This is a genomic window from Burkholderia sp. MSh2, assembly GCF_000731655.1.
GTDB lineage: Bacteria > Pseudomonadota > Gammaproteobacteria > Burkholderiales > Burkholderiaceae > Burkholderia > Burkholderia paludis.
The window spans coordinates 287,389-312,116 of sequence record NZ_JPGM01000001.1 but is presented as its reverse complement, the minus strand read 5'-3'; the positions used below and the strand labels follow the sequence as shown (position 1 = coordinate 312,116).

At 68.6% G+C, this 24,728-nt stretch carries 21 protein-coding genes and 2 pseudogenes; 12 read left to right on the top strand and 11 right to left on the bottom strand.

Annotated features, from left to right (window positions below; all coding sequences use genetic code 11):
* Positions 1-119: 119 nt before the first annotated feature.
* Positions 120-914 carry an enoyl-CoA hydratase gene (locus GQ57_RS01315; protein WP_034196825.1) on the top strand — a complete coding sequence of 265 codons (795 nt, stop codon included), beginning with the start codon at positions 120-122 and terminating at the stop codon, positions 912-914.
* A 217-nt stretch (positions 915-1,131) separates the two neighbouring features.
* Here GQ57_RS01315 and alr read toward each other — a convergent pair whose 3' ends face one another.
* Positions 1,132-2,253, bottom strand: coding sequence for an alanine racemase (gene alr / locus GQ57_RS01310; protein ID WP_034196824.1), 1,122 nt, complete (start codon positions 2,251-2,253; stop codon positions 1,132-1,134).
* Between the two features lie 300 nt (positions 2,254-2,553).
* On the opposite strand from alr, the gene GQ57_RS01305 reads away from it, so the two are divergent.
* Complete coding sequence (locus GQ57_RS01305; RefSeq protein ID WP_034196823.1) at positions 2,554-2,925, top strand: MAPEG family protein; 372 nt, start codon at positions 2,554-2,556, stop codon at positions 2,923-2,925.
* Positions 2,926-2,963: 38 nt separating this feature from the next.
* Here the strand turns inward: GQ57_RS01305 and GQ57_RS01300 are convergent, their stop codons facing one another.
* On the bottom strand, positions 2,964-3,911 hold the full coding sequence (locus GQ57_RS01300) for a LysR family transcriptional regulator (protein WP_034196822.1): 948 nt from the start codon (positions 3,909-3,911) through the stop codon (positions 2,964-2,966).
* Positions 3,912-4,032: 121 nt separating this feature from the next.
* On the opposite strand from GQ57_RS01300, the gene GQ57_RS01295 reads away from it, so the two are divergent.
* The 5 genes and pseudogenes from GQ57_RS01295 to GQ57_RS01275 form a co-directional block, all read left to right on the top strand.
* On the top strand, positions 4,033-7,572 hold the full coding sequence (locus GQ57_RS01295) for an ABC transporter ATP-binding protein/permease (RefSeq protein WP_034196821.1): 3,540 nt from the start codon (positions 4,033-4,035) through the stop codon (positions 7,570-7,572).
* Positions 7,573-7,788: 216 nt separating this feature from the next.
* Complete coding sequence (locus GQ57_RS01290) at positions 7,789-8,838, top strand: C45 family autoproteolytic acyltransferase/hydolase (protein WP_034196862.1); 1,050 nt, start codon at positions 7,789-7,791, stop codon at positions 8,836-8,838.
* A 15-nt stretch (positions 8,839-8,853) separates the two neighbouring features.
* Complete coding sequence (locus GQ57_RS01285) at positions 8,854-10,188, top strand: aspartate aminotransferase family protein (protein ID WP_034196820.1); 1,335 nt, start codon at positions 8,854-8,856, stop codon at positions 10,186-10,188.
* Between the two features lie 37 nt (positions 10,189-10,225).
* Positions 10,226-10,780 carry a carboxymuconolactone decarboxylase family protein gene (locus GQ57_RS01280; RefSeq protein WP_034196861.1) on the top strand — a complete coding sequence of 185 codons (555 nt, stop codon included), beginning with the start codon at positions 10,226-10,228 and terminating at the stop codon, positions 10,778-10,780.
* A gap of 209 nt (positions 10,781-10,989) precedes the next feature.
* Positions 10,990-11,554, top strand: a pseudogene (locus GQ57_RS01275) (aspartyl/asparaginyl beta-hydroxylase domain-containing protein); the annotation flags it as partial.
* A 114-nt stretch (positions 11,555-11,668) separates the two neighbouring features.
* On the opposite strand, the gene GQ57_RS01270 reads toward GQ57_RS01275, so the two are convergent.
* The 3 genes from GQ57_RS01270 to ahpC all read right to left on the bottom strand — a co-directional run bounded on the left by GQ57_RS01270 (position 11,669) and on the right by ahpC (position 15,557).
* Positions 11,669-12,907 carry a lipase family protein gene (locus tag GQ57_RS01270; RefSeq protein ID WP_052000987.1) on the bottom strand — a complete coding sequence of 413 codons (1,239 nt, stop codon included), beginning with the start codon at positions 12,905-12,907 and terminating at the stop codon, positions 11,669-11,671.
* 372 nt (positions 12,908-13,279) lie between these two features.
* On the bottom strand, positions 13,280-14,878 hold the full coding sequence (ahpF, locus tag GQ57_RS01265; RefSeq protein WP_031401452.1) for an alkyl hydroperoxide reductase subunit F: 1,599 nt from the start codon (positions 14,876-14,878) through the stop codon (positions 13,280-13,282).
* A 115-nt stretch (positions 14,879-14,993) separates the two neighbouring features.
* The gene (gene ahpC, locus GQ57_RS01260) at positions 14,994-15,557 is read right to left on the bottom strand and encodes an alkyl hydroperoxide reductase subunit C (protein WP_031401451.1); all 564 of its coding nucleotides are present in this window, start codon (positions 15,555-15,557) and stop codon (positions 14,994-14,996) included.
* 284 nt (positions 15,558-15,841) lie between these two features.
* Here ahpC and GQ57_RS01255 point away from each other — a divergent pair, with 284 nt between their 5' ends.
* Positions 15,842-17,041: an MFS transporter gene (locus GQ57_RS01255; protein WP_052000980.1), complete on the top strand. Its 1,200-nt coding sequence runs from the start codon at positions 15,842-15,844 to the stop codon at positions 17,039-17,041.
* Positions 17,042-17,084: 43 nt separating this feature from the next.
* On the opposite strand, the gene GQ57_RS01250 is transcribed toward GQ57_RS01255, so the two are convergent.
* Together GQ57_RS01250 and GQ57_RS01245 are read right to left on the bottom strand one after the other, a co-directional pair.
* The gene (locus GQ57_RS01250; protein WP_052000978.1) at positions 17,085-18,032 is read right to left on the bottom strand and encodes a LysR family transcriptional regulator; all 948 of its coding nucleotides are present in this window, start codon (positions 18,030-18,032) and stop codon (positions 17,085-17,087) included.
* A 196-nt stretch (positions 18,033-18,228) separates the two neighbouring features.
* A complete protein-coding gene (locus GQ57_RS01245) occupies positions 18,229-19,125 on the bottom strand; it encodes a LysR substrate-binding domain-containing protein (protein ID WP_031401448.1) in 897 nt (298 codons plus the stop codon).
* Positions 19,126-19,302: 177 nt separating this feature from the next.
* Between GQ57_RS01245 and GQ57_RS01240 the strand changes: the two genes are divergently transcribed.
* The 3 genes from GQ57_RS01240 to GQ57_RS01230 are packed head-to-tail and all read left to right on the top strand — an operon-like array spanning position 19,303 to position 22,280.
* Positions 19,303-20,469 (top strand): branched-chain amino acid ABC transporter substrate-binding protein, encoded by a 1,167-nt coding sequence (locus GQ57_RS01240; protein WP_031401447.1) that lies wholly within the window; start codon positions 19,303-19,305, stop codon positions 20,467-20,469.
* 28 nt (positions 20,470-20,497) lie between these two features.
* Positions 20,498-21,022, top strand: a complete 525-nt coding sequence (locus tag GQ57_RS01235; RefSeq protein WP_031401446.1) for an L-2-amino-thiazoline-4-carboxylic acid hydrolase — start codon at positions 20,498-20,500, stop codon at positions 21,020-21,022.
* Positions 21,015-22,280 (top strand): Zn-dependent hydrolase, encoded by a 1,266-nt coding sequence (locus tag GQ57_RS01230; RefSeq protein WP_031401445.1) that lies wholly within the window; start codon positions 21,015-21,017, stop codon positions 22,278-22,280. The genes GQ57_RS01235 and GQ57_RS01230 overlap by 8 nt, the downstream gene beginning before the upstream one ends.
* Before the next feature lie 92 nt (positions 22,281-22,372).
* Here the strand turns inward: GQ57_RS01230 and GQ57_RS41245 are convergent, their stop codons facing one another.
* Positions 22,373-22,900 carry a hypothetical protein gene (locus tag GQ57_RS41245; protein ID WP_152603159.1) on the bottom strand — a complete coding sequence of 176 codons (528 nt, stop codon included), beginning with the start codon at positions 22,898-22,900 and terminating at the stop codon, positions 22,373-22,375.
* 108 nt (positions 22,901-23,008) lie between these two features.
* Here GQ57_RS41245 and GQ57_RS38680 point away from each other — a divergent pair.
* Positions 23,009-23,176: pseudogene (locus tag GQ57_RS38680) on the top strand (IS3 family transposase); the annotation flags it as partial.
* Between the two features lie 59 nt (positions 23,177-23,235).
* Here GQ57_RS38680 and GQ57_RS01220 read toward each other — a convergent pair.
* The 3 genes from GQ57_RS01220 to GQ57_RS01210 form a co-directional block, all read right to left on the bottom strand.
* Positions 23,236-23,664: a MarR family winged helix-turn-helix transcriptional regulator gene (locus GQ57_RS01220; RefSeq protein WP_034196818.1), complete on the bottom strand. Its 429-nt coding sequence runs from the start codon at positions 23,662-23,664 to the stop codon at positions 23,236-23,238.
* Positions 23,657-24,112, bottom strand: coding sequence for an SRPBCC family protein (locus GQ57_RS01215; protein WP_081896550.1), 456 nt, complete (start codon positions 24,110-24,112; stop codon positions 23,657-23,659). Before GQ57_RS01215 ends, GQ57_RS01220 begins: the two co-directional genes overlap by 8 nt.
* A 90-nt stretch (positions 24,113-24,202) precedes the next feature.
* Positions 24,203-24,709 carry a GNAT family N-acetyltransferase gene (locus tag GQ57_RS01210; RefSeq protein WP_235214996.1) on the bottom strand — a complete coding sequence of 169 codons (507 nt, stop codon included), beginning with the start codon at positions 24,707-24,709 and terminating at the stop codon, positions 24,203-24,205.
* Positions 24,710-24,728 lie beyond the last annotated feature (19 nt).

The window sequence follows — 24,728 nt, the reverse complement described above, 5'->3', positions numbered from 1 at the left end:
GCACGCGGTGCCGCCCGCCCGGCGCCGCGCCGATCGCCGGGCACGCCGCCGAACGTGGCGCGATTGGACTATATTGACGCGTCGGCTGGTCGCGGCCGCCTTCAATCTGGTGGACCATCATGGATTCGAACCCCTCGTCGTCGGAACCCGTTTTGCTGCGTGAGGAGCGCGACGGCGTCGTCACGCTGCGCCTGAACCGGCCGCAGCAGTTCAATGCGTTGTCGGAGGCGCTGCTTGCGAGCCTGCACGACGCGCTTGCGTCGCTCGCGGACGATCCGCGGGTGCGCTGCGTCGTGCTGGCCGCCGAAGGCAGGGCGTTCTGCGCGGGCCACGATCTGCGGCAGATGCGCGGCACGCCGGAACTCGACTACTACCGCACGCTGTTCGCGCAGTGCAGCCGCGTGATGCTCGCGATGCGCGGGTTGCCGGTGCCGGTGATCGCACGCGTGCACGGCATCGCGACCGCGGCCGGCTGCCAGCTGGTCGCCGCGTGCGATCTGGCGATCGCGGCCGACACCGCGCGCTTCGCGGTGTCGGGCATCAACGTCGGGCTGTTCTGTTCGACGCCGGCTGTCGCGCTGAGCCGCAACGTCGCGACCAAGCGCGCGTTCGACATGCTCGTCACCGGGCGCTTCATCGACGCGGCGACGGCTGCCGCATGGGGGCTCGTCAACGAGGCCGTGCCCGAGGATGCGCTCGACGCGGCCGTCGCGCGCAAGGTCACGGAGATCGTCGCGAAGAGCCCGGCCGCGGTGCGGTACGGCAAGCAGATGTTCTACCGCCAGCGCGAGCTAGGGCTCGACGAAGCCTACGCGTATGCGGGCGACGTGATGGCGCGCAACATGATGGAAGAGGATGCCGGCGAGGGGATTGACGCGTTCCTCGAAAAGCGCACGCCGACCTGGCGTTCGTAGCGCGCGCAGGCCGGACGGCGCAGCCGGATCGATCGACCGTGGGCTGCCCGGCATGCCGTGTGTTTCCGGCCCACGGGAATGCAAGCGGGAATGCAAGCGGGAACGCAAGCGGGAACGCAAGCGGGAACGCAAACGGGAACGCAAACGGGAACGCAAACGGGCCGCCCGAAGCGGCCCGCCCATGCCGCGCGGCAGCACGACGACGCGCCGCCGCCGTTCAGCGCCCGTAGCTGCCGGTCCGCAGCGCCGGCTCCGCGGTCGACGCGCCGGGCGGCACGACCACCACCGGCACGCGGCGCGCGAGCGCGCACATCAGCTCGTAGCCGATCGTGCCGCTGGCTTCGGCCACGTCGTCCACCTTCACCTGGTCGCCCCACAGCTCGACGCTCGACCCGATGCCCGCGTTCGGGCACGGCGTCAGGTCGACGGTCAGCATGTCCATCGACACGCGGCCGACGACGCGCGTCATCACGCCGTCCACCGCGATCGGCGTGCCGGTCGGCGCGTGGCGCGGATAGCCGTCCGCGTAGCCGCACGCGACGACGCCGATCCGCATCGGCCGGTCGGCCGTGAAGCGGCGGCCGTAGCCGACGGTTTCCTCCGGCGTCAGTGTCTGCACGCCGATGATCCTGCTGGTCAGCGTCATCGAGGCCTGCAGCGGCGTGTCGGCGATGTGCCGTGCCGCGCCCGTCGGCGATGCGCCGTACAGGATCGTGCCCGGCCGCACCCAGTCGCGGTGCGCGCGCGGATGCCACAGCACGGCCGCCGAATTCGATACCGAGCGCTCGCCCGGAATGCCCGCCGTGGTCGCGTCGAACTGTTCGAGCTGCCAGTCGACCTGGCCTTCGTCGGCGTTCGCGAAGTGCATCATCAGCGTGATCCTGCCGATCGACGGCGCGCTCGCCGCGCGCTCCCACGCGGCGCGGAAGGCGGCGGGCCGGTAGCCGAGCCGGTTCATCCCGGAATTCATCTTGAGCTGGATGTCGATCGGCTGCCGCGGCTTCGCGGCGATCAGCATGTCGAGTTGTTCGTCGCAGTGCACGGCCACCGTCAGCCGGTAGCGATCGGCCAGCTCGACGTCGGCCGGCTCGAAGAGCCCTTCGAGCAGCAGCACGGGCTTGTCCCAGCCCAGCTCGCGCACGCGCACGGCTTCGTCGAGATCGAGCAGCGCGATGCCGTCGGCGGCCGCGAGGCCCGGGTAGATCCGTTCGATGCCGTGGCCGTACGCATCGGCCTTGACCACCGCCCACACGCGCGACGGCGCGACGGTGCGGCGAATGAAGTCGAGGTTGTGACGGACGGCATCGGGGCGGATATGGGCGACGATGGGACGTGGCATGGCGATGGCTCGGGGCGGATGTCGTTCGGCGCGCGCGGCGGCGCGGGGTCGGCAGCCTGGCGCGATAACGCGTCAGGCCAGTGTCGAGCGCTATCTTATTGGTGTTCGACCAGTTTTAATTAACGTTTTTGTCGACGATTTGGTGGAATTTTTGGTGCGGCGCCAGCTTGATCGAGGCCGCCGGCGGGCCGTGCGGCCGAGTCTCCCGTCTAGAAAACCGGTGCGCGATCGGCCCGGCGCAATGCTAAGCTTGCGGCGATCTTGTCATTGATCAATGTAATCATAACGGAGGAGACTTTGATGACGACGTCCCAGCTGTGCCTGTTCATCGTGGCGCTGTTGCCGTTCCCGATGACGTTTCTCGCGAAGGCCCGCAAGGGTTACGACAACCGTGCGCCGCGCGATTACCTCGCGAAGCTCGAAGGCTGGCGCGCCCGCGCGCAGGCCGCCCATCAGAATGCCTGGGAAGCGCTCGCGCTGTTTACGGCCGCGCTGGTGGTGGCGTGGCACAACGGCGCGAACGTGCATCGCGTCGACCAGCTGGCGATGGCGTTCGTCGCGATCCGCGTCGTCTATGCGCTGATGTACCTGCTGAACTGGGCGTCGCTGCGCTCGCTCGTGTGGTTTGGCGGAATGGCGTGCGTGGTCGCGCTGTTCTTCGCCGCGCCGTAAGCGGCCCGGCGGGCCGCTTACGGCGTCAGGCCGGCCTGTCAGGCGCCGCCCGCGCCGCGAACGTGATGGTCGTTGGATGCGGGCGCAACGATCTTCGGGACGAACGGCGGCGCTTCCGCCTCGCTGCGCAGGAACGCGATCAGCGGATCGAGCAGCCGGTGCCGCGTCGACGGATGGCGGCGCAGCACGAACTGCCACGACGCATCGCGTGCGAGGCCCGGCACCAGCGGCACCAGGCGCCCGCTGCGCAGTTCGGGCTCGATGAGCGGCATGCGGCCGAGCGCGATGCCCGCGCCGCCGACCGCCGCGCCGATCACCTGGCTGAAGCTGCTGTAGCGGACGATCTTCGTCTCGAAGTCGCCCGGCAGGCCGAATGCCGACGCCCAGTTGCGCCAGTCGATCTCGGGGCTGTCCTCGTGCATTTCCTGCAGCAGCCGCGAGCGGCATACGTGCCCCGATGCGTACGGAAACAGCTCGGGGCTGCAGACCGGGAACACCGTCTCACGCAGCAGCACGTCGTCGTCGGCCCGCAATCGCTGCGCCGGCACGTGCACGATCGCCAGATCGACGCCGCTGCGCGCGAAATCCGGTTCGTTGTCGAGTACGACCGCATGCAGCGGCGTGTCGGGATGAAGCGATGAAAATTCCGCAAGACGTCGCGCGAGCCACATCGACGAAAACGGCGCGTTGGCGGACACGGTGAGCCGTTGCGCGGTGCCGCGAATCTCGGCGCAGGCATCGGACAGCCGCGACAGCGCATCGCTGACGGCCGGCAGCAGGCGCGCGCCGGCGGGCGTGAGGCTGATGCCGCCGAGCCCCGTGCTGCGTTCGAGCAGCCGCGTGCCGAGCGATTCCTCGAGCGAGCGGATCTGGTGGCTGACCGCGCTGGTCGACACGTTCAGCTCGGACGCCGCGCGCGCGAACCCGCCGAGGCGGACGGCCGCTTCGAAAGCCCGCAATGCGCTGAGGGGAGGGAGGTGCGACATGCGGGGTATTGTAGTTGACTCAACACCCGTTGAAAAATCATCTTTTGCCGCGCGCGGACGGCGCGGGTAGCCTCGATCCGGTCACAAGAAAACAGCAACGCAACATCGACTGGAGGGTTTCATGTATTTCGACCGGCGACTATGGGCCATGATGGCGGGGCTGCGCGGGCGGGTGGCCGCGGCCGTCGCGCTCGGGCTGCTCGCGATGGGTGTCGGCATCCTGCGCTTCGTGTTTCTCGGCCGCGTGCTCGCGCTGGTCTTTTCCGGCGCGTCCGTCCGCAGCATCGGCGAAGCCGTCGCCGCAACGGCGGCCTGCGTGCTGCTGCGCGCATGGCTCGACCATCGCCGCACGGTGCTTGCGCAGCACACGGCCGGGCGCGTGCAGGCGGCGCTGCGCGCGCGGCTGTTCGACCGGATCGCCGCGCTCGGCCCGGCCTGGTTCAGCGGCGAACGCACGGGCGGCGTGATGCTGGCCGTCGTCGACGGCGTCGAGCAACTGCAGACCTTCTTCGGCGTCTACCTGCCGCAGCTCGTGATCGCCGCGTGCGCGCCGCTCATGATCTTCGCGGTGCTCGCGTGGTGGGACGTGCCGACGGCCGCGATCCTGCTGGTCGGGGCGCTCGTCACGCTCGCGCTGCCGCAGCTCGTGCACCGCGCCGACAGGCGCGCGGCGCTCGCGCGCTCGGCTGCCTTCAAGGCGTTCGGCGAGGAGTTCCTCGACGCGGTGCAGGGCCTGCCGACGCTGAAGGCGTTCGGGCAAAGCACCGCGTTCGGCGCGAAGCTGGCCGCGAAGGCGCGCGCGCTGTCCGACAGCACGTTCTGGGTGCTCGCGCTCGGCCTGCTGACGCGGTTTTTCACCGATCTCGGCACCGGCCTCGGCGCGGCCGTCGCGATCGCGGTCGGCGCGTGGCGCGTGCGGCACGGCGACATGAGCCTCGAGGCGTTGCTCATCGTGCTGATGGCCGGCAGCGAGATCTTCCGGCCGCTGCGCGACCTGCGCTCGGTGCTGCACCAGGGGATGATCGGCCAGTCGGCGGCGAATGCGATCCACGCGCTGCTCGACGCGCGCGGCGACGCGCCGGCCGACGGCGCGTCGCGCGTCGCGGCCCTGCGGCCGGAGATCGCGTTCGACGGCGTCCGTTTCGCGTATCCGGGGCGTCGCGCGGACGCGCATGCGGCGCTGAGCTTCTCGGTGCGCGAGGGCGAGACGGTCGCGATCGTCGGCCCGAGCGGCGCGGGCAAGTCGACCATCGTGCGGCTGCTGCTGCGCCAGCACGACGCGCAGGGCGGCGCGATCCGCATCGGCGGCCACGACGTGCGCACGCTCGACGCCGGCCAGGTGCGCGAGATGATCGCGGTCGTCGCGCAGGACGCGACGCTGTTCGACGGCAGCGTCGCCGACAACCTGCGGCTCGGCCGCCCCGATGCGAGCGACGCGGACATGATCGCCGCCGCGCGCGCGGCCAACGCGCACGATTTCATCGCGGCGCTGCCCGACGGGTACGCAACCCGCATCGGCGAACGCGGCCTGATGCTGTCGGGCGGCCAGCGCCAGCGCCTCGCGATTGCCCGCGCGCTGCTGCGCGACGCGCCGATCCTGCTGCTCGACGAGGCGTTGTCGTCGGTCGACGCGGAGAACGAGGCGCTGATCCAGCAGGCGCTCGACCGGCTGACGCGCGGGCGGACCACGCTGGTGCTCGCGCACCGGCTCTCCAGCGTGATCGGCGCCGATCGCATCCTGGTGCTCGACCAGGGGCAGGTGGTCGACGAGGGCACGCACGCGGCGCTGATCGCACGCGACGGCCCGTATCGCCGGCTGATGGGGCCGCAACTGGAGGCGGTCGCCGATGCCGTCGGCGCGACGGTCACGGCCGGTGCGACCGCACGCGCATCGTCGGGCCCGCAGGTGCGGCCGCTGAACGACGACGCGGCGGCGATCGGCTGGGCGGAGACCCTGCGGACGCTGCTGCGGTTCGTGCGCCCGTGGACGGGCAAGGTCCTGCTGACCGTGCTGTTCGGGATCGGCCGCGTGCTCGCGTTCATCGGCGTCGGCGTGATCGGCGCGAAGGTGGTCGGCGAGGTGTCGGCCGGGCACGCGAGCGGCGCGCTCGTCGTCGCGCTGCTCGTGATCGCGCCGGTGGCGGCCGCGCTGCACTGGCTCGAATCGTGGCTCGCGCACGACATGGCGTACCGCCTGCTCGCGGAAATGCGCATCGCGCTGTTCGCGACGCTCGAACGCCTCGCGCCGGCCGGGCTGCTGCGCCGTCGGTCCGGCGATCTCGTGTCGCTCGCGACGCAGGACGTCGAGACCGTCGAGTATTTCTACGCGCATACGCTGGCGCCCGCGTTCGTCGCGGTGCTCGTGCCGGCCGCCGTGGTGGTGCTGCTCGCGTCGGTCGCGTGGCCGCTCGCGCTCGTGCTGCTGCCGTTCCTGCTGTGGGCCGGGCTGGCGCCGGTGCTGGCGCGGCGCGACGTCGACCGGCTCGGCACCGGCGCGCGCGAGGCGCTGGGCCAGCTCGGCGCGCACTTGACCGAGACGATCCAGGGGCTCGCGGAGCTGACCGCATTCCAGGCGGTCGCGCGCCGGCGGTCGGCGTTCCTGGCCGAAGTCGACGCGTATCGCGCGCAGCGCGCGAAGCTGCTCGACGACCTGTCGCGGCAGAGCGCCGCGCTGGAAATCGCGAGCGGGCTCGGCGGCCTGGCCGTCGCGGCGCTCGGCGCGCTGCTGTGCGCGCGCGGCTGGTTTCCGCGCGAATCGCTGCCGTTGCTGGTGCTGGTGGCCGTGGCCGCGTTCATGCCGGTCGCGGAAATCGGCCAGGTCGCGCGCCAGCTCGCCGACACGATCGCGTCGACGCGCCGCCTGCGCGCGCTGGAAAAGGAGCCCGTGACCGTGACCGACGGCACGCACGCGATGCCCGTCGATCCGGCGGTGCGGTTCGAGGCGGCGTCGTTTACCTATCCGGGCCGCGGCGTGCCCGCGATTGACCGCGTGAGCTTCGAGGTGCCGCCCGGCAGCACGGTGGCGCTGGTCGGCGCGTCGGGCGCCGGCAAGTCGACGGTCGCGAGCCTGCTGCTGCGCTTCTGGGATCCGCAGCAGGGCCGCGTGACGCTCGGCGGCGTCGACCTGCGCGACCTGCGGCTCGACGATCTGCGGCGGCACATCGCGCTCGTCGCGCAGGATACCTACCTGTTCAACGACACGCTCGAGGCGAACATCCGGCTGGCCGCGAACGACGCCACCGACGCGGACGTGCAGCGCGCGATCGATCATGCGGCGCTCGGCGAATTCGTCGCGCGGCTGCCGGACGGGCTCGCGACGCGCGTCGGCGAACGCGGCGTGCAACTGTCGGGCGGCCAGCGCCAGCGCGTCGCGATCGCGCGTGCGTTCCTGAAGGACGCGCCCGTGCTGATCCTCGACGAGGCGACGTCCCATCTGGACACGATCAGCGAGCAGCAGATCCGCGCGGCGCTGGAGGACCTGATGACGCAGCGCACGTCGATCATCATCGCGCACCGGCTGTCGACCGTGCGCAATGCCGACCTGATCCTCGTGATCGAGCACGGCAGCGTGATCGAGGCCGGACGCCATGCGGACCTGCTGGCGCGGCACGGCGCGTATGCGCGGCTCGTGTCGCATCAGGCGAGCGGGGTGGCGGCGTGACGGGTGGCTGAGGGGCACTGAAGGGCGCTGAAGGGCGTTGAGGGGCGCGGCGCCGGTGTTGTCCGCGCCGGTCTATTGACAACATATGTTGTGTGATTGTCTAATTCCTCATCGCGTGTTGCAATGCGCGGGCGGCGGGCGTTCCGGCATCATGAAGCCGGCCGCGCCAGCCGCGCGCAGGCCGCACGCCACAGGAACCAGACCCTTTCGCCCGACATGCCGCTTTCCCTTGCTCCCGTCATCGCCGGCGCGCCGTTCGACATCGGCGTGCGCCTCGGCGAGCTCGCCCGTCCTGTTTTCGACGAATACATGCGGCAAAGCCGCGCGTGGCAGGCCGTGCGGCGCTGGCGCGGCCATCCGTTCGTCGAGGCGCTGCGGCACGCGGCGCTGGCCACGTACCCCGATCTCGTCGCGGAACTGGACGGGATCGCGGCGGGCATCGGCTGGCCGGCCGAAGATATTTTCCTGTGGAATTGCCGTGGCGAGCTGATCCACAACGCGCCGGACGGCTGCACGACGCTCGCCGCGCGCGGCGCGGACGGCACGCGCTGGATCGCGCACAACGAGGACGGCGATCCGTTCCTGCGCGAGCGCTGCCTGCTCGTCGACGTGCGGCCCGACGGCAAGCCGGGCTTCATCAGTTTCTACTATCCCGGCTCGCTGCCGGGGCATACCTTTGCCGCGAACCGCGCGGGCATCGCGCAGACGATCAACAACCTGCGGATCGAAACGCCCGCGCCGGGCGTGCCGCGCATGATCCTTGCCCGCGCCGTGCTCGATGCGGCGTCGCTCGACGAGGCCGCCGGCGTGCTGCGCGCGAACGCCCGCGCGAGCGGCTTCCACCATACGCTCGGCGCGACCGGCGACACGCGGCTCCTGAGTATCGAGGCGAGCGCCGCGCGCTGCTCGGTCGTCGATGTGTCGAGTCTTGCCGGGCACGCGAATCATCTCGTGCATCCGGGTTGTGAAGCCGAAGCGCAGATCGTCACGCAATCGTCGGCCGATCGCCAGCGGCGCGTCGACGCGCTGACAGCCGGGATCGACGCCGTCGACGAAGCCGCGTTGCTGCGCGTGCTCGGCGATCGTGCGCCGCAAGGGCTGCCGATCCATCGCGACGACCCGGCCGATCCCGACGACGAGAACACGCTGGCGACCGCGGTGTTCGCGATCGGCGCGGCGGCGATCGACGTCACCATTCACCAGCACGGCACGCAGCGTTTCGCGACGCGCATCGCGCCGTCCGGACGCGCGCACCGCGCATCCTGATCCATGAGGCAACGCATGACGACCGTATTCCATCGCGCTCCGCGCGCCACCTTGCCCGTCGCCGTCGCAGGCGACGGCATCGAGATCGTCGATTCGACCGGCAAGCGCTATATCGACGCATGCGGCGGCGCGGCCGTCTCGTGCCTCGGCCACAGCAACGCACGCGTGATCGACGCGATCAAGCGGCAGGCGCAGCAACTCGCGTACGCGCACACGTCGTTCTTCACGACCGACGTCGCCGAGGAGCTGGCCGACCGGCTCGTCGCCGCCGCGCCGGCCGGCCTCGAACACGTGTATTTCGTGTCGGGCGGCTCGGAAGCGGTCGAGGCCGCGCTGAAGCTCGCGCGCCAGTATTTCGTCGAGAAGGGCGAGCCGCAGCGCCGTCATTTCATCGCACGGCGCCAGAGCTATCACGGCAACACGCTCGGCGCGCTCGCGATCGGCGGCAATGCATGGCGGCGCGAGCCGTTCCTGCCGCTGCTGATCGAAGCGCATCACGTCAGCCCGTGTTACGCGTATCGCGATCAACTCGCCGTCGAAACCGACGAAGCATATGCGCAGCGGCTGGCCGACGAACTCGAACGGAAGATCGTCGAACTCGGCGCGGAAAACGTCGCGGCGTTCGTCGCGGAAACGGTCGTCGGCGCGACGGCCGGCGCGGTGCCGCCGGTGCGCACGTACCTGAAGAAGATTCGCGCCGTGTGCGACAAATACGGCGTGCTGCTGATCCTCGACGAGATCATGTCGGGGATGGGGCGCACCGGCTACCTGTACGCGTGCGACGAGGACGATGTCGCGCCCGACCTGCTGACGATCGCGAAAGGGCTCGGCGCGGGCTACCAGCCGATCGGCGCGACGCTCGTCAGCGACCGCATCTACCGGACGATCGTCGACGGGTCGGGGTTCTTCCAGCATGGCCACACGTATCTCGGCCACGCAACCGCCTGCGCGGCCGCGCTCGAAGTGCAGCGCGTGATCGCCGAAGAGAAACTGCTCGACAACGTGAAGGCGCGCGGCGAGCAGTTGCGCGCATCGTTGCGCGAGCACTACGGCAAGCATGCGCATGTCGGCGACGTGCGCGGGCGCGGCCTGTTCGTCGGCGTCGAACTCGTGCGCGATCGCGACAGCCAGGCGACGTTCGATCCCGCGCTGAAGCTGCATGCCGCGGTCAAGCGCGAAGCGATGCAGCGCGGGTTGATGGTGTATCCGATGGGCGGGACGATCGACGGCGTCCACGGCGACCACATCCTGATCGCGCCGCCGTTCATCTGCACCGCGCAGCAGATCGATACGATCGTCGAACGGCTGTCGGGTGCGATCGACGCGGCGCTCGCGGCCGTCGGCGCATGACGGCTTCGTTGCACTGAACCTCACCCGGATCATCGCCATGACGAACAGACTGCCCCCTTTCGATCCCGCGTCGGCCACCGACGCACAGAAGGCCGTGCTGGCCGACATCCTGAGCGGCCCGCGCGGCAACCTGAACGGGCCGTTCCTCGGCTGGATCGCGAGCCCCGAGCTGGCCCAGCATGCGCAGAAGCTCGGCGCGTTCTGCCGCTATCGTACGGGCCTGCCGCTGCGGCTGTCGGAGCTTGCGATTCTCGTGACGGCCGCACGCTGGCGCTCGCAGGCCGAGTGGCACATCCACCATCCGATCGCGCTCGACGCGGGCGTGCCGGCCGCGACGGCCGACGCGATCCGGCTCGGCGCCGCGCCGGTATTCGAGTCGGACGACGATGCGCTGATCTACGCGTTCGCGACCGAGCTGTACGACACGCGGCGCGTTAGCGACGCGACGTTCGCGCGCGCCGAGGCGCGCTTCGGCCACGAGACCGTCGTGAACCTCGTCGCATTGCTGGGCTATTACGCGCTCGTCGCGATAACGCTGAACACGTTCGGCATGCGCGCCGACGGACAAACTGATTTGCCGTTTCCGGAGTAATCGCTGCCCGCCGCGCGTGTCGGCGCCGCGCCGCGCGCGGCGCCCATCGCCTGCCGAAGCCCGTCCGCATGGGCCTTTCGGCGTTTCCGCGCGGGCCGGTGCGCAGCCCCGTCGCGTCGTGTCGACTCACACGCCGCCACCGGCACGCCAGCGCAGAGAATTTCCCCCGTGCCTGGAATCTCCTCAGGCAGATTACGGGGAAAATATCGATGCGCCGGGTCTTGCTGATCGTGTTCATCGCGTGCGTCGTCCACACGCATCGGCGCGGCAGGGTACGGCGCAGGTTGTTCACGGTCATTCGACCTTTACCGCGCCGCTGAACTGTTTTTCATATGCGTTCTCGTCGGTGCCGATCACGCCGTTTCTCGATACGCGGCAGTTTCCGGTTCTTGCGGTGCTGCAGCGCGAATGGCGCACGTTTCGCGGCGAGGCGCTTGCGTTGCGCGACGCGAGCCGGATCAAGGCGTCGGGCGAGTACAACGACATCGGCTTCAATTCGTTCTTTCGCAACGGCTGGAAGCGCTTCTACCTGACGTGATACGACGCGCAGCATTCGTCCGGGCAGGCGTTGTGCCGGCGCCCGGTCGAGATCCTGTCGCGCATTCCGTCGATCAGGGCGGCGATGTTCGTGCAACTGCCGCCGGGCGGCAAGCTCGGGCTGCATCGCGACCCGTATGCGGGCCGCTACGCCATCACCGGGGGCTCGACACGCCGAATGCGAACGACGACGCGCGCCGGTTTATCGTCGGGCGTGAATCCGGTGGCTGCCGCGATGACCGAACAACTGGTCCGGGCGTCGAGCAGTTTCGGGGCGACGGGCGCAGGCACGGCCGCCGCCGCCGCCGCCGCTGCCGCGAAGCGAGGCCGGCGGTTGCGCGGCAAATGGAATCACGACGCGTCGGCGTCTGCGCGGGGCGGCACGGATAAAGCGGCGCAATTGCCGTCGAGGCGTTCGCCTGCAAACGCTTTCGCGACGAACCGGGTCGAATCGGGCAGCGAGCCGTTGACGGTTCCGGAGTGATCGAGCGCCGGATAGAAGTGCCATTCGATCCGGTCGCCGGCGCGGCATGCGTCGGTGGCGAGCGCGATCTGGTCCGGCACGAACACGTCGCGATCCTTGCCGCCGGTGCCGATGAAGATCGGAATGTCCGATTTCAGCGCCGGATACGCGGCTTCCCGGCTGATCGCCGCAAACGCCTGCCTGGGCGAGCGCTTGAAGCTGTCGTCGTAGGTGAGCCCGTCCGCGACGATCCGTTTTTCGAGCGCGTGCAGGCAGTCGTGCCGGCTGAGCTGGAACGCCGGCATCGCCCGGTCGCTCAGGTAGTCGGCGGGGACGAACGCGGGGTCGAGCAGCGCGGCGGTTCCCATGCGCAGCATGTCGTACGCGAAGGTCGGGACGACCGACCGGTGCGCGTCCGCCCGCTCGGCGTCGGCCGCGTGGTTGTGAACGGCCGCATAGGGCGTGCCGGTCGCCACCACGCCGGCAACGGCCAGTTCGGGCGCATAGGATTTCGCATAGACGGCCGTCGCGAACGCGGCGCGGGCGCCTTGCGACTGCCCGAACACGACGGTGCGGGACGTCAGGTCGAAGTCGCCGTGCTGCACCGCGCGGATGCTGTCGAGTACGTTGTATGCGAGCGGGCGTGTCAGCCCGTACGGATGCACGCCGGGCGCGCCGAGGCCCTGATAGTCGGTCGCGACGATCGCGTAGCCGCGGGCCAGCCATGCATTCAGGTAGCGTGCGTCGCGTTCGCTGCGGTGCGCGAGCGACGGTGCGCATACCGTGGCGCTGCCGACGGTGCCGTGCGCCCACGCCAGTAGCGGCCAGCCGCCGTGCGGCGGCGTTCCTTTCGGCAGAAACAGCGCGCCGGACACGACGACCGGCGTGTGGCCGTCGACACCGTCGGTCGACGTGTAGAGCAGCCGGATGTTCTTTCCGGCCTCGGCGAGGCTCTGTTCCGGCGTCAGCGGCTCGGTGCGCAGCAATTGTCCGGGCGTTGCCGGGACGGCGTCGCTCCATGCGTAGAAGGCCGGAACGACGGCCTCCCGTGCGGCAGGGAGCGGTTCGGCCGCCCATGCCCGCGTGCCGGCGGCGGCGAGGGCCAGGACAAGGAATCGCTTGAACATCGTGCCGATCATGGTCGGGGGTTCTCCGTTTCCGCGCAGGTTCGACGAAGACTACGCCCGATCCCGGCGGTCGCGCAAACGAAGTGTTGACGGCGGGCTGTCGCACCGGCGATGCGGCGCGCCGGCCGGTCGTCGGTCGCCGGGTCGTCAGGTCGTCACGTACGCAGGGCGGCGGCCCGGTGCGGTGCGGCGGTGAACGGTCTGCGGCTGGAAAGCGCCGGGTCGAGGCCGGCCGCGCCGCGAGGCGGGCGGGTTTCGACCGGCATTGCGTCGCGCCTCGGCGACGATCCGGAATAAAAAAGACCCCGCACGCCGACCAAGGCATGCGAGGCCAAGAGAGACCGATTGCTGCAGCGTCGCGCTGCCGGTGCGTTACGCCGCGACCGCTTCTTCGGCTTGCGGCTGCGCGGCGGCTGCCGGCGCGACGTCCTGGCGGATCAGGTGATCGAACGCGCCGAGCGACGCCTTCGCCCCTTCGCCGACCGCGATCACGATCTGCTTGAACGGCACCGTCGTTACGTCGCCTGCCGCGAACACGCCCGGCACCGACGTCGCGCCGCGCGCATCGACGACGATCTCGCCGTGCTTCGACAGTTCGACCGTGCCTTTCAGCCATTCGGTGTTCGGCACGAGGCCGATCTGCACGAACACGCCTTCGAGATCGATGCGCCGCGTGTCGCCCGAGCGCAGATCCTTGTAGACGAGCCCGTTCAGCTTGCTGCCGTCGCCGGTCAGCTCGGTCGTCTGCGCCTGCGTGACGATCGTCACGTTGGGCAGGCTGCGCAGCTTGCGCTGCAGCACTTCGTCCGCGCGCAGTTGCGCGCCGTATTCGATCAGCGTCACGGCGCTCACGATGCCGGCGAGGTCGATCGCGGCCTCGACGCCCGAGTTGCCGCCGCCGACCACCGCGACGCGCTTGCCCTTGAACAGCGGGCCGTCGCAGTGCGGGCAGTACGCGACACCGCGGTTGCGGTATTCGCGCTCGCCCGGCACGTTGATTTCGCGCCAGCGCGCGCCGGTCGCGAGGACGATCGTCTTCGCCTTCAGCACCGCGCCGTTCGCGAGGCGGATCTGGTGCACGTCGCCGGGGATCAGCGCGTCGGCGCGCTGCACGTCCATGATGTCGACGTCGTATTGCTTCACGTGCTGCTCGAGCGCCGTCGCGAACTTCGGCCCTTCGGTTTCCTGCACCGACACGAAGTTCTCGATCGCCATCGTGTCGAGCACCTGGCCGCCGAAACGCTCGGCGACGACACCCGTCGCGATGCCCTTGCGCGCCGAGTAGATCGCTGCGGCCGCGCCCGCCGGGCCGCCGCCGACGATCAGCGTGTCGAACACCGGCTTGTTCTCGAGCGACTTCGCGGCGCGTGCGCCGGCGCCCGTATCGAGCTTCGCGAGGATTTCCTTCACGCTGCTGCGGCCCTGGCCGAACGAGGCGCCGTTCAGGAACATCGTCGGCACGGCCATGATCTGGCGCGACTCGACTTCATCCTGGAACAGCGCGCCGTCGATCGCGACGTGACGGATGCGCGGGTTGATCAGCGACATCACGTTCAGCGCCTGCACGACTTCCGGGCAGTTCTGGCACGACAGCGAGAAAAACGTCTCGAACGCGTAGTCGCCGTCGAGCGCGCGAATCTGTTCGATCACGTCGTCGTCGAGCTTGATCGGGTGGCCGCCCGTCTGCAGCAGCGCCAGCACGAGCGACGTGAATTCATGGCCCATCGGGATGCCGGCGAAGCGGATGCCGGCCGGCTTGCCGGGCTCGCCGATCGAGAACGACGGCTTGCGCTCGGCGTCGTCGCGGCGTTCGGTCACGGTCACGCGATCCGTCAGCGACGCAATCTCGTTCAGCAGCGCCAGCAGTTCCTGCGATTTCGCGCCGTCGTCGAGCGAGGCGACGAGTTCGATCGGGCGCGTGATTTTTTCGAGGTACGCTTTCAGTTGGTTCTTGAGATTGGCGTCGAGCATGGCGTTTCGGATTCCGTATGATTGTTTCTGGTCGGGCACGTCGTGCCGGGGGAGGGCGCGGGCCGCGCCGCGGCGGCCCGCTGTCGCGCGCCTCGTGCGAGGCGCGCGGCGATCGTCAGATCTTGCCGATCAGGTCGAGCGACGGGGTCAGCGTTTCCGCGCCCGGCGTCCACTTGGCCGGGCACACTTCACCCGGGTGCGCCGCGATGTATTGCGCGGCCTGCACCTTGCGCAGCAGCTCGCCGGCGTCGCGGCCGATACCGTTGTCGTGGATCTCGCACAGCTTGATCTCGCCTTCCGGGTTGATCACGAACGTGCCGCGCAGCGCCATCCCTTCTTCCTCGATCAGCACGTCGAAGTTGCGCGACAGCGTGAGCGTCGGGTCGCCGATCAGCGGGTACTTGATCTTGCCGATCGTCTCCGACGTGTCGTGCCATGCCTTGTGCGTGAAGTGCGTGTCGGTCGACACGCCGTAGATTTCGACACCCAGCTTCTGGAATTCCGCGTAGCGGTCGGCGAGGTCGCCCAGCTCGGTCGGGCAGACGAACGTGAAGTCGGCCGGGTAGAACACGACGACGGACCACTTGCCCTTGAAGTTCTCTTCCGAGACGGGCACGAATTCGCCGTTGTGGTAAGCGGTTGCCTTGAACGGCTTGATTTGGGTGTTGATGATCGGCATCTGGTGTGTTCCTTTGCGTCAGGGGTGAGTGGAGTGTTGCCAGTATCCGGGTTCACCCTGATCTTGTGAAATTGCTTGTTTCAATCCGAGGGATCGGGAATTTCTATCCGCTTCCGGCCCTTGATTGATGGAGGTGGGGCGGGGCACGGCATTCCGGAAGGTTTTTCCGGGAAGAAGCGAACCGCCCGCGATGTTTCGGCGGGCCTGAAATGCGTACGCTGGCGTGTCGTCGGTCGCCGCGGCGCGGCGGCCAACCCCACGTCAACGTATGGAGGGCGCCCGCCGTGGCGATTTCAACCCGCATCGACCAGGAACGAACCGACGCGAACCGTTTTGCGCTGCTTGCAATGGCCATGACGTCGTTCGGCGTCGGCACCACCGAAACCATCGTCACCGGCCTGCTGCCGGACATCGCCGGCAGCCTGTCGGTCCCGCTGTCGAGCGCGGGATTGCTGGTCAGCGCCTACGCATGGTGCGTGGCGATTGCGGCGCCGACGCTCACGGCGCTGACCCTGCGCGTGCCGAAGAAGCCGCTGCTGCTGGTCCTGCTGGCGATCTTCGTGCTCGCGCACGTCGTCTCGGCGCTGTCCGGCAGCTACGCCGTGCTGCTGATGTCGCGTTGCGTCGCGGCGGCGGTGCACGGCGTGGCGATGGGGATCGGCGTGGTGGTATCGGCCCATCTGGTCGACGAGCGCCGCCGGGCCAAGGCCGTCGGCGTGATGCTGTCCGGCATCACGCTCGCCAACGTGGCCGGCGTGCCGCTGGGCCTCTTCCTCGGCCACGCGTTTTCCGACTGGCATGCGCCGTTCTGGGCGATCGCGGGCTGGGGCGGCCTGTCGCTGCTCGCGCTCTGGAAGACGCTGCCGAACGACGTGAACCTGCACGTGACGTCGGTCGCAAGCGAGGTGGCCGTGTTCCGGGACGGCAGGATGCTGCTTTCCTATGCGGCGATGATCGTGGGTTTCGGCAGCACGTTCGTGGGTTTTACGTACATCGCGCCGATCCTGGAGGGCGTGGCGGCCTTCCCGCCGTCGAGCGTCACGTGGGTCCTGCTGGTGTTCGGGGCCGGCCTGAGCGCGGGAAACGCGGCGGGCGCGCGCTATGCGGATACATGGCCGCTGCGCACGGCCTTCGTCAGCCTCGCGTGTCTCGCGTGCGTGATGGGGTCGCTGGGCCTGGTCTATGCGACGAAATGGGCGGTGGTCGCGTACGTGTTCCTGTGGGGCGTCGCGTCGTATGCGTTCGTGCCGGCGCTGATCATGCGTATCCTCACCCGCGCCGGGCGTGCGCCGAATCTGGCGTCCGCGATGAACGTCAGCGCATTTAATGCCGGGATCGGCGGCGGCGCGCTGGTCGGCAGCCTGGTCGTCAAGGGCGGCGGCGCCGGTGTGGCGGCTACGCCGGCGGTCGGCGCGGCGGGCGCCGTGCTTGCCATCGTCCTGCTGGCGCTGTCCGTCAAGGCCGGCGCGGACCGGGCCGAGTGAGCGGCCGCCGGGCCCACGCCCGGATCGTCGCGGGCGGACGGCTTCAGGCGAGCGGCGTGACCTGTTCGGCGTTGGCGTCTGCGCGGGCTGCGTGCGCCTGCGTCTGCATCGTGAACAGGTTCTCGTGCAGGAAGTCGACGAAGGCGCGCAGCTTCGGCGACGGATGCTTGCTGGACGGCCACAGCACGCGGAACGCGCTGGAATGTCGCATGTACGCGTCGAGTACGATCTGCAGCTCGTGTGCGGCGATCGCGTCGCGGACCGCGAAATCCGGCAGGCACGCAATGCCCTGGCCGGCTTTCGCGACCTGCAGCAGCGTCTCGACGTTGTTGCAGATCATCCGCGCCGGCAACGGCAGGCTTGCATCGGGCGGGTCGTCGCTGAGCGGCCACTTCTGGATCATGCCGGTGGTCGGGAAGCGGTGCTGGAGGCAGTCGTGCCCGCGCAGGTCGGCGGGGCGTTGCGGCACGCCCTTGCGCGCGAAGTAGCCGGGCGCTCCCACCAGCACCAGGCGAAACTCCCCCAGCTGGCGCGACATCAGCCGCGAATCGTCGAGCGTGCCGGTGCGCACCGCCGCGTCGAAGCCCTCGTCGATCAGGTCGACGAGCCGGTCGGAAAAGTGCACGTCGAGCTCGATTTCCGGATAGCGCTGCATGAACGCGGTGAGGGCGGGCACCATCAGCCCGCTCACGAGCGGCAGGCTGACCCGGAACTTGCCGCGCGGCGCGTCGAGCGCATGCAGCAGCTCGGTTTCCGCCGCCGCGGCTTCCGCGAGGATGTGCCGGCAGCGCGTCAGGTAGAGCGCGCCTTCGGCGGTCAGGTTCATGCTGCGGGTGCTGCGATGCAGGAGCTTGACGCCGAGGCGTTTCTCCAGCCGCGCGATGCTCTTGCCGACCGCGGACGCGGACAGCCCGAGTTGCTGGCCCGCGCCCACGTAGCTGCGCGCTTCGGCAACCTGGACGAACACCGTGATTCCGTTCAACTGATCCATGGTCGTTCCAATCCGAAGGATGTCCCGTGATCGATGGTCCTGGGGGAGTGACGCCGCGCCGGACCGGCCGTGAGAACCGGTCGACGGCGCCGGGCTGATGCGGCTTGCGCGCCGCGACCCGGCGGCCGGTCCGCCCTTGCGTGCGCACGTGCACACGTGCGTACTGGCGCAGGGCGGGGCGGCCGCGCATCCCGGCTCAGATCCCCGCCATCTTCCTCAACCATGCCGCCAGCCGCCGCGCGCCGTCCGGCAGGTCCGCGTCCTCGCGCGTGCACAGATAGTAATCGCGCCCGTCGTCGAGCGCGTGATCGAACAGCTTCACGAGTTCGCCGTTCGCCAGTTCGCGCTCGACCAGCGGCGCGCGCAGCAGCGCCGCGCCGAGATCCGCACGCGCGGCGCTCAGCGTGAGCTGGCCGTCCTCGAACATCGGCCCCACCGCATGCGACACGTGCCGCACGCCGGCGCCCTGCAGCCAGTTGACCCACGTGCTGCGATCCTCGTCGTGCACGAGCGGTGCGCGCGCGAGATCGGCCGGCGTGCGGAACGGCCCGTGACGCCGCAGGAACGACGGGCTGCACATCGGCACCATCGCGCCCGGCAGCAGCCGCTCGCAGTTGTAGCCGGGCCAGTCGCCGGTGCCGAAGCGGATCGACAGGTCGGACGCGTCGCTGCGGTAGTTGCGGTGATGGGCGTACAGCACCGTCACGTCGACGTCGGTGTTGTCGGCCAGGAACGCATGCAGCCGTGGAATGAACCAGCCGATGCCGAGCAGCGGAATCAGGCTCACGGTGATCTGCCGTAGCGACGAACGGTCGCGCACGAAGCGCGTCGCGCTGCGCAGCACCGAGAACGCCGCGCTGATCGAGCGGTAGTAGTCGCGCCCTTCGTCGGTGAGCGCGAGCAGCCGGCCCTCGCGCACCGTCAGCGGCGTCTGGATGAACGCCTCGAGCAGCTGCAGCTGATGGCTGACCGCCGACGGCGTGATGTCGAGCTCGCCCGCCGCCGCGGTGACCGACCCGAGGCGCGCGAAAGCTTCGAACGCACGCACCGCGCGCAGCGGCGGATCGTGCGGCAATTGTTCGATATTTTTCATGTATCGAATTTTATAGAAAAGTCAGGGTAAGCGACAACATAAAAATATTCAGTGTTTACAAGGATGTGAGTTAATGTGTCGGGAACGGCATAAGCATCCAACAATTGGATATTTGGGGTTTGAGGGCTCACTATTTAATATTTTTCATGTTTTGATCCGATTCACAGATCCCCGCACATGAAAATCGCATTTCTTCCCGCCAGCCTTGCCTTCTCGGCGGCCGCCCTGGTTGCCTCCGTTCCCGCGTTCGCGCAAGCCGCGCCGCAGACGATCCTGATCGGTCTCGCCGCGCCGCTCACCGGCCCGTCCGCACGGATCGGCAAGGATCTGCAGAACGGCGCGCAACTCGCGATCGACGACGCGAACGCGAAGCATCCGACGATCGGCGGCAAGCCGGTCGTCTACAAGCTCGTCGCGGCCGACGACCAGTCCGATCCGCGTACGGCCGTCGCGGTCGCGCAGCAACTCGTCGACCGGCACGTGATCGGTGTCGTCGGCCACTGGAACACCGGCTGCAGCGTGCCGGCGTCGCGCGTCTACCGCGATGCGGGCATTCCGCAGATCGCGCCGGCGTCCACCGGCCATCAATACACGCAGCAGGGCTATGCGACGGCCTTCCGCATCATGGGTCACGACGATGCGGGCGGCAACTTCACGGGCGCATACGCGGTGAAGACGCTGAAGGCGAAGCGCATCGCGGTGATCGACGATCGCACGTCGTTCGGTGCGGGGCTGGCCGACCAGTTCATCAAGGGCGTGCAGGCGAACGGCGGCGCGATCGTCGATCGCCAGTACGTGAACGACAAGACCACCGACTTCAGCGGCGTGCTGACCGCGATCAAGGGCAAGCGCGCGGATCTGGTGTTCTTCGGCGGGCTCGATGCGCAGGCCGCGCCGATGGCGCGCCGGATGCGCCAGCTCGGCGTGAATGCGCCGCTGCTCGGCGCGGGCGGCTTCGTGAGCCAGACTTTCCTGTCGCTCGCGGGCAAGGACGGCGACGGCGTGACGGCGCTCGAACCGGGCCTCCCGCTCGACCGGATGCCGGGCGGCAAGGCGTTCGACACGCAATACCAGGCGCGCTACCGCGCACCGATCGAGCTGCATGCGCCGTTCGCCTACGATGCGGCCGCGACGCTGATCGCCGCCGCGCAGAAGGCCGGCACGACGCAGCCGGCGAAGCTGGTCGCGGCGGTTCGTGCGATCGACCGGCCCGGCGTGACGGGGCGCATCGCGTTCGACGCCGAAGGCAACCTGAAGGACCCGGCCTTCACGATCTACCAGGTGCGCGATGGCAAGTGGACCGTCGTCGACGTGCTCGGCGGCTCGCGCACCACGGCCAAATAATCGACACAACGACGACAACATTCTCCCCATGACCGAAGCTACCCGGACATCCGCCGCCGCGCCCGAGGACACCCGCCTCGGGATCCTCGCGCGGCGCCGCATCGAGGCGGAAATCATCAAGCCGATCTACGAGATCATGAAACGCGAATTCGGCGCCGAGCGCGCCCAGGCCGTGATCGCGGAAGCCGTGCGCGGCGCGGCCGTCGACGCGGGCCGCACGTTCGCCGCGCAGGAACCCGAAGGCGCCAGCGTGAAGTCGTTCATCGCGCTGCAGGTGCTGTGGGAGAAGGACGATGCGCTCGACGTCGAGGTGCGCCGCGCGGACGATGCGCATTACGACTACGACGTGCGTCGCTGCAGCTACGCGGAGATGTATCACGCGATGGGGCTCGGCGAGATCGGGCATCTGCTGAGCTGCGCGCGCGACAGCTATTTCATCCAGGGCTATGCGCCGGACGTCGCACTCACGCGCACGAGCACGATCATGCAGGGCGGCAAGCGCTGCGATTTCCGCTACGCGCGGCAATCCGCACCGGAGAACGGCGATGCGTGACGACAACGCCATTGCGGACAACGTGCGCGTGCCGCGGGTCGACGGCCGCCGTCTGTGGGCGTCGCTCGAACGGATGGCGCAGATCGGCGCGACGCCGAAGGGCGGCGTGTGCCGTCTCGCGCTGACCGATCTCGATCGCGAGTCGCGCGACCTGTTCGTGCAGTGGGCGCGCGACGCCGGCTGCACGGTGCGCGTGGACCGGATGGGCAACGTGTTCGCGCGCCGCGCGGGCCGCGATCCCGCCGCCGCGCCGGTGATGACCGGCTCGCACGCCGATTCCCAGCCGACCGGCGGCCGTTACGACGGCATCTACGGCGTGCTCGGCGGGCTCGAGGTCGTGCGGGCGCTGAACGATGCGGGCATCGAGACCGAGCGCCCGATCGACGTCGTGATCTGGACCAACGAGGAGGGCTCGCGCTTCGCGCCGGCGATGGTGTCGGCCGGCGTGTTCTCGGGTGTCTATACGCTCGAATACGGGCTGTCGCGCACCGACGGCGCGGGCAGGACGATCGGCGAGGAACTCGCGCGGATCGGCTATGCGGGCGCCGAGCCCGTCGGCGGTTATCCGGTGCACGCGGCGTACGAACTGCATATCGAACAGGGCGCGATTCTGGAGCGGGCCGGCAAGACGATCGGCGTCGTGACGGCCGGGCAGGGGCAGCGCTGGTACGAGGTGACGCTCACCGGCGTCGACGCCCACGCGGGCACGACGCCGATGGCATTCCGCCGCGATGCGCTGGTCGGCGCGGCGCGCATGATTTCGTTCGTCGAGGTGCTCGGCCGCCGTTACGCGCCGGACGCGCGCGCGACGGTCGGGATGATCGAGGCGCGGCCGAACTCGCGCAACACGGTGCCGGGCGGCTGCTTCTTCACGGTCGAGTTCCGGCATCCCGACGACGCGGTGCTCGACGAACTGGACGCCGTGCTGCGGGCCGAACTTGCGCGCGTGGCCGACGAAACCGGTCTCGGCGTGCAGATCGAGCAGATCTTCACGTATGCGCCGGTGCCGTTCGCGCCGAACTGCATCGACACGGTGCGCGACGCGGCCCGGGCGCTCGGGCTGCCGCACATGGATATCGTGTCCGGGGCGGGGCACGACGCGTGCTACGTGGCGCGCGTCGCGCCGACGGGGATGATCTTCGTGCCGTGCGTCGACGGGCTGAGCCACAACGAGGCCGAAGCGATCACGCCCGAATGGGCGGAGGCGGGGGCCGATGTGCTGTTGCGGGCGGTGTTGCGGAGTGCGCAGGAAGTGTGAGCGTGAGCGCGCGGTGCGGCAGGCGGGTGTCTGGCGGGCCGCACCGGGTTGTGTCGGATGTGCGGTTTCGCGCGCCGTGTGGCAGGTCGTAATCAGCGACGTTGGACGGGTACGTTGAAACTGCCGCGACCGATGTTCTCGCCTGCTTGTGCAATCGACACCCCGATCGATGGTTCATCTGCGGACGCAACGTCGACGATATGATTCAGGCACAGCGCCGCCCAGTGCTTGTATGGGCCGGGATGGTCCGCACAGGCCCAGGATGCTCTCTTGAGATAGTCAAGGTAAGTGGACGACGAATATTCGACGAATAGACGACCCACGCGAGTCGATGTTTCCGGCTCCGGCATGGCGAAACTTTCATTGAGCACGGAGTAGCCAACGTAGCTGGGCCAGGTTAGCTCAAAGATACGGCATCCCTCTCGATGTTCAATGGCCGTCGCGTGGGCGAGGGCATCCTTCACGGGTTTGAACGGTTCAGAGTCCAGAAGTGCGGCTGGTATTTGACCGCCGCCGGTTGCCTCAAGGATACGTACCGACAGTTGATTTTCGGCGGGCTCAAACAGCCGGTCGAGATAGAGGTATTCGCAGTCTGCAAAGATATCGGTAAGGTGGGACATCGTTCTCCCTGGCGGGTCGCTGAGTGACTATCTTGCCTGATGTGTATTAGCCGGGACTCGATCTGACAGGGAGTCGGACCGACAAAGAACGAGTCCCGGCTAATACACATGACGCGCGACTATGTCGCCTTCATGGCGAAGCCGGGTGCAGCGACCGCTGCAAGCAACCTGGCCATTGCGTTCGAGCATTACAACGAGAAGCATCCCCGTAGCGCGCTGAAATACCGCTCGCCTCGCGCGTTCCGGCGCTCGATGGACTCGGCAACCTCAGTGTGACGCCGTGTCCGGGATTGCAGGGTCAACGCCACGCGATGCTGCCGGATGGGTGACAAGATTCATCGACTTAGGGTGCCTAGAACGCTCATCAGCGCTTGTTGGTCCACGGCCTCAAAGAAGGCGCGATCCGCAGCTTCAACGACCTTCACAGCGCGGACGGCGAGGTCCACACCTTCTGGCGTCACGTCAATGATCCAGGCTCGCGAGTCAGAAAGGTCCGGCGTTCGAGTCAGTAGTTTTCGTTCGGCAAGTGCGCGGAGAACCTGTGAGGTCATCATCGGGTCCGTATTGGCGTGTTCGGAGATGCGGCGTTGACTCGGGGTCTCCTCGGCAACGCACGTTAGCCACCAAGTACTGGCCAGCAGGACGAACTGCACATGGGTCAGCCCCAACGGTTTCAGTGCGGCAGTGATGCGACGCTGCCAGCTCAGCGTCGCGCGCCACAGAAGCAGGCCAGGGCTTTCGCCAGGTTCCAGAGATTTACTCACCGAGCAGCTCTGCCCGTGCGCCAAGGGCGGCAATCACATCGGCGAAGTCGGAAGTAATCGCTGCGCCCAGCTCCCCGGCTATTTGCTCGGGTCCGTCGATTTCACAGCGATACGTAATTCGAGTCCCCAGCTCGATCGGCGACAGTTCGTGCCGAACGCGAACAACCGCGCCAGCGTCGGGTACCTCAGTGACGTCCTCGAAGCCTCTGTCGGCTTCAACCCACTCGAAGCGGAACGGCAACGTCGTCGAGTCAGGTAGAACCATCACTGCAGTCGTGCCGGATTGGAATGGACCGTGCATCTCGATCCGAAGGACGCCAGGATTCCACTCCGACCACCTCTGCGGCTCGGCCAAGATGCTATAGACCTGCGCCGGCGTTGCGGCACACTCACCCGCGACCTCGATTGACCACATGTCAGTCTGTTCCAATAAATAGTATGCGCGCATACTATCTCCATGCAGATCCGAGCGCAAGGCCAACCCTTGTGTTGGCACGCAACGAGACGACGGTAGACGCTGGATTTGCAAAAAACTTGGTTACTTCAAGGGGTTAGAGCCATCCCGAGACGCACTGGCCATCCGCCCCACATACCGCCGCATCACATGAAACGCCGTATCGGTGCGCCCCGGCATCGTCACCAGCGCACCATCGGCGGTAAAGCCGAGCTTTTCATAAAACCGGTACGCCACTTCGCGTGCCGTACACCACACGAGCGCGGCCCCGTTTGCTTCCGCGTGGCGCAAGCACACCTGCACCAGTACCCGCCCGAAACCCATGCCGCGCACGTCGGGATGCACGGCCATCCCGCGCAGCCGCCAGGCCGGCCGGGCCGGATCGTCGTCGCGGGTCTCCTCGCAGAGCGACGCGACGGCGACGATGCCGGACGGATCGCGCACCCCGACGTGCAGCGTCGTCGGCGCATGGTCTCCGGCCAGTTCGCATGCGTTCAGGTCGCCGTTCAGCAGGATCGCCGCCCTGAGCGGGTGCGTCTGCGCGGCATCGATCGATGCGATGGTGAACAGCGGGTCGCGTGGCGTCGTCAACATGGGTCGTGGTGTCCGA

Coding starts and splice junctions, on each gene's coding strand:
- GQ57_RS01290 (WP_034196862.1), top strand. CDS start 7,789: ATGCCGCTTTCCCTTGCTCCCGTCATCGCCGGCGCGCCGTTCGACATC.
- GQ57_RS41245 (WP_152603159.1), bottom strand. CDS start 22,900: ATGTCCCACCTTACCGATATCTTTGCAGACTGCGAATACCTCTATCTC.
- GQ57_RS01245 (WP_031401448.1), bottom strand. CDS start 19,125: ATGAAAAATATCGAACAATTGCCGCACGATCCGCCGCTGCGCGCGGTG.
- GQ57_RS01215 (WP_081896550.1), bottom strand. CDS start 24,112: ATGCGCGCATACTATTTATTGGAACAGACTGACATGTGGTCAATCGAG.
- GQ57_RS01235 (WP_031401446.1), top strand. CDS start 20,498: ATGACCGAAGCTACCCGGACATCCGCCGCCGCGCCCGAGGACACCCGC.
- GQ57_RS01270 (WP_052000987.1), bottom strand. CDS start 12,907: ATGTTCAAGCGATTCCTTGTCCTGGCCCTCGCCGCCGCCGGCACGCGG.
- ahpF (WP_031401452.1), bottom strand. CDS start 14,878: ATGCTCGACGCCAATCTCAAGAACCAACTGAAAGCGTACCTCGAAAAA.
- alr (WP_034196824.1), bottom strand. CDS start 2,253: ATGCCACGTCCCATCGTCGCCCATATCCGCCCCGATGCCGTCCGTCAC.
- GQ57_RS01305 (WP_034196823.1), top strand. CDS start 2,554: ATGACGACGTCCCAGCTGTGCCTGTTCATCGTGGCGCTGTTGCCGTTC.
- GQ57_RS01280 (WP_034196861.1), top strand. CDS start 10,226: ATGACGAACAGACTGCCCCCTTTCGATCCCGCGTCGGCCACCGACGCA.
- GQ57_RS01315 (WP_034196825.1), top strand. CDS start 120: ATGGATTCGAACCCCTCGTCGTCGGAACCCGTTTTGCTGCGTGAGGAG.
- GQ57_RS01230 (WP_031401445.1), top strand. CDS start 21,015: ATGCGTGACGACAACGCCATTGCGGACAACGTGCGCGTGCCGCGGGTC.
- ahpC (WP_031401451.1), bottom strand. CDS start 15,557: ATGCCGATCATCAACACCCAAATCAAGCCGTTCAAGGCAACCGCTTAC.
- GQ57_RS01250 (WP_052000978.1), bottom strand. CDS start 18,032: ATGGATCAGTTGAACGGAATCACGGTGTTCGTCCAGGTTGCCGAAGCG.
- GQ57_RS01300 (WP_034196822.1), bottom strand. CDS start 3,911: ATGTCGCACCTCCCTCCCCTCAGCGCATTGCGGGCTTTCGAAGCGGCC.
- GQ57_RS01285 (WP_034196820.1), top strand. CDS start 8,854: ATGACGACCGTATTCCATCGCGCTCCGCGCGCCACCTTGCCCGTCGCC.
- GQ57_RS01240 (WP_031401447.1), top strand. CDS start 19,303: ATGAAAATCGCATTTCTTCCCGCCAGCCTTGCCTTCTCGGCGGCCGCC.
- GQ57_RS01295 (WP_034196821.1), top strand. CDS start 4,033: ATGTATTTCGACCGGCGACTATGGGCCATGATGGCGGGGCTGCGCGGG.